The 2,979-nt window shown below is 71.1% G+C and carries 4 protein-coding genes; all 4 read left to right on the forward strand.

What is annotated here, in order from left to right:
* Window positions 1–217 precede the first annotated feature (217 nt).
* Window positions 218–1,180: a LysR substrate-binding domain-containing protein gene (locus C1I89_RS33430; RefSeq protein ID WP_102776399.1), complete on the forward strand. Its 963-nt coding sequence runs from the start codon at window positions 218–220 to the stop codon at window positions 1,178–1,180.
* A 162-nt stretch (window positions 1,181–1,342) separates the two neighbouring features.
* Complete coding sequence (locus C1I89_RS33435) at window positions 1,343–1,825, forward strand: hypothetical protein (protein ID WP_111826312.1); 483 nt, start codon at window positions 1,343–1,345, stop codon at window positions 1,823–1,825.
* The gene (locus C1I89_RS33440; protein WP_102776401.1) at window positions 1,825–2,313 is read left to right on the forward strand and encodes a hypothetical protein; all 489 of its coding nucleotides are present in this window, start codon (window positions 1,825–1,827) and stop codon (window positions 2,311–2,313) included. The genes C1I89_RS33435 and C1I89_RS33440 overlap by 1 nt, the downstream gene beginning before the upstream one ends.
* Before the next feature lie 65 nt (window positions 2,314–2,378).
* The coding region (locus C1I89_RS33445) for an AraC family ligand binding domain-containing protein (RefSeq protein ID WP_102776402.1) at window positions 2,379–2,979 on the forward strand (601 nt) is incomplete at its 3' end.

Here is a 2,979-nt window from a genome sequence, read left to right on the forward strand (position 1 = left end):
AGCGCCAGGTCGCGCTGGTTGACCAGCGGCTTGGAAGCCACGACCGAGACTTTCCCCGGGGTGGGATATTCGTGATAGTCCAATGCCGCCTGGCGGTCCGACTGGTCATTCATGGAGCTGTGCCTCCTGGTTGAGATAGAAAAATTCTAGGCTCCAAGATATAAGTAGATCATTCGGATTTAATATCGTCCCATTACGTTTACCTTATGCATTCCCTATGACCGCCTTCGATCCGGACCTGGTGGTCCGGAAACTGACCTCGCGGCTGAAGATGCGCCACCTGATGCTGCTGTTGCAGATCGAGCAGCACGGCTCGCTGACCCGGGTGGCCGAGCACATGGCCACCAGCCAGCCGGCGGTCACCAACGCCCTGGCCGAGCTGGAAAACATGTTCGGCGTGCCGCTGTTCGACCGCTCCGTGCGCGGCATGACGCCCACCGCCCTGGGCGCCGTGGTGCTGGCCCGGGCCCGCGCCCTGGTCCACGACCTGGGCCATCTGGTCCAGGAAATGGAGGCGGTGGCCGCCGGCCACGCGGCCCATCTGCATATCGGCGTCATCCCGTTCGTTTCGGGCCAGATGCTGTCGGCGGCCATCGGCCGCACCCTCCCGCAGGGCCGCCACATCACCGCCACCATCCACGAAGGCCAGGGTCCGGCCCTGCTGCGCCAGCTGCGCGACCACAGCCTGGACCTGGTGGTGGGCTGGGCCACCCCGTCGGTGGACATGACCAACATCGCCTTCGAGGTGCTTTACCGCCAGCAGCCGCGCCTGATCGCCAGCCGCCGGCTGGCCGCGCGGCTCGCCCGGTCGCGGCTGGAATGGAACCGGCTGGCCGACCTGGACTGGATACTCGGCACGCCCGGCAGCCCGATCCGCGAGCAGGTGGCCGACATCTTCCTGCGCGCCGGGCTCGCGCCCCCGCCGCCCTCGGTGCAGAGCGATTCCTCCAAGCTGATCGGGGAAATGGTGGTCGCCAGCGACCGCGCGGTCACCATCCTGCCGGCCGACATCGCCGACGAACTGGTGCGCATCGCCGGCGCGGCCATCGTGCCGTATTCGTTCGACTGGACCCTGCCGCCGATCTCGCTCTTCACGCGCTCCGACGGCCTGCGCCGCAACGTCGACGCACTGTTCGCCGCCGCGTTGCGCGAGGTCTACACCAAGGGCGCGCGTGTCTAGCCGACGCGCGCAAAATTGCCAACAAATGCAAATCCGTTACCGGCGCGCAGGCGCGCGCTCCTATACTTGCCGCGCCAGGCATCACGCAGGAGGGCAGGTAGTTTGTCGTACATTTTTTCGCCCGGCGCCGCGGTCCGCGGCGCGCTCGTCCTCGCCGCGCTCATGGCGCTGTCGGGCTGCAGTTCGCTGCTGAGCGAGGGCACCGGCGCGGCCGCCGGCATCGCCGGCACCGCCATCGCCAACAAGGTCACGGACAACCCCACGGTGGCCACCGGCATCGGCCTGGGCGTGCAGGCCGGCGCGCAGGCCGCTCTGGCCTATGCGCAGCGCAAGACCCGCGGCGAGGAGCAGGACGCGATCGCCGCCGCCGCCGGCCCGCTGGCCGTGGGCAAGGTGGCCAGCTGGCAAGTCAGGCACCAGCTTCCCATCGAAAGCGATGCGCAGGGCCAGGTCACCGTCAGCCGGCTGATCGGCGGCGTGGACCTGGAATGCAAGGAAGTCGTGTTTTCCATCGACACCCCGGCCGAACAGCGCGGCGCACCGCCCGCGCGCGAGTTCTACGTCACCACCGTGTGCCGCGACGGCGCGCGCTGGCGCTGGGCCAGCGCCGAGCCGGCCACCGCGCGCTGGGGCTCGCTGCAGTGATGCGCGCCGCAAGCCTGCTGGCGGCCGCCAGCCTGGGACTGGCCGGCTGCCAGAGCTCGTCCATCGGCGGCGCGGCTGGCGCCGTGGTCGGCACGGTCAGCGGCGCGGCCACCGCCAATCCGGTGGCGGGCTACGCCATCGGCGTGACCGTGCAGGCCGCGGTCGACGCCAGCGTGAAATACGTGCTGCGCGAATGGAAGAACGACCAGCAGAACGTCATGGCCAACGCCGCCGGCGAACTCGCCATCGGGCACGTGCGGCAGTGGCAGATCCGCCATGCGCTGCCGGTGGGCAACGAGCGCGGCGCCATCCAGGTGGTGCGCGACATCGACACCCCGCTGACGCGCTGCCGCGAAGTGCTGTTCACGGTCGAGCAGGACCAGGCGCCGGCGCCCGCCTACACCAGCCTGATCTGCCGCCAGCCCGGCGGCCAATGGAAATGGGCCGCGGCCGAACCCGCCGTGGCCCGCTGGAACGGCCTGCAATAGCTTGATCGCGCCGGTCCGGGCGGGCGATACTGCCTGGGGTCCGACTACGGAGGCCGACCGCTCCCATGAACCCAGGCCAGTTCCTCATGCAGCGCAGCGCGCTCGCCGGCGTGCAGGCCGTGGCCGCGCACAGCCGGCACCGGTTCGCGCGCCATACGCACGAGCAGTACGGCATCGGCGTCATGCGCCTGGGCGCCCAGGTTTCCCATAGCGGCCGCGGCCAGGTCGAGGCCGGCCCGGGCCACGTCATCACCGTCAATCCGGGCGAAGTGCACGACGGCGCGCCGCTGGGCGACGGCCTGCGCGCCTGGCAGATGCTGTACCTGGACCCGCAGGTGGTGGCCGAAGCCGCCGCCGGACTGCCCGCCGCCCTGCGCGGCTACGAATTCGAACACCCCGCGCAGGACCGCCCCGAACTGGCCCGCGACGTGCTGGCGCTGTACGCGCAGGCGACGGCCGGCGCCGCGCCGCTGGCTTGCGACGTGCTGCTGCTGCGCATCCTGGCGCGGGCGGGCGCGGCGCCGGCGCGCGTCCGCGACCGGCCGCGCGGCGCGCCCGACGCGATCCGCCACGCGCGCAGCCTGATCGACGACGATCCGGCCGCCGCGCTGTCGCTGGCCGACCTGGCCGCGGCCAGCGGCCTGAGCCGCTATCAGGTGCTGCGGG

The organism is Achromobacter pulmonis (assembly GCF_002885955.2).
GTDB classification, from domain to species: Bacteria; Pseudomonadota; Gammaproteobacteria; order Burkholderiales; family Burkholderiaceae_B; genus Achromobacter; species Achromobacter pulmonis_A.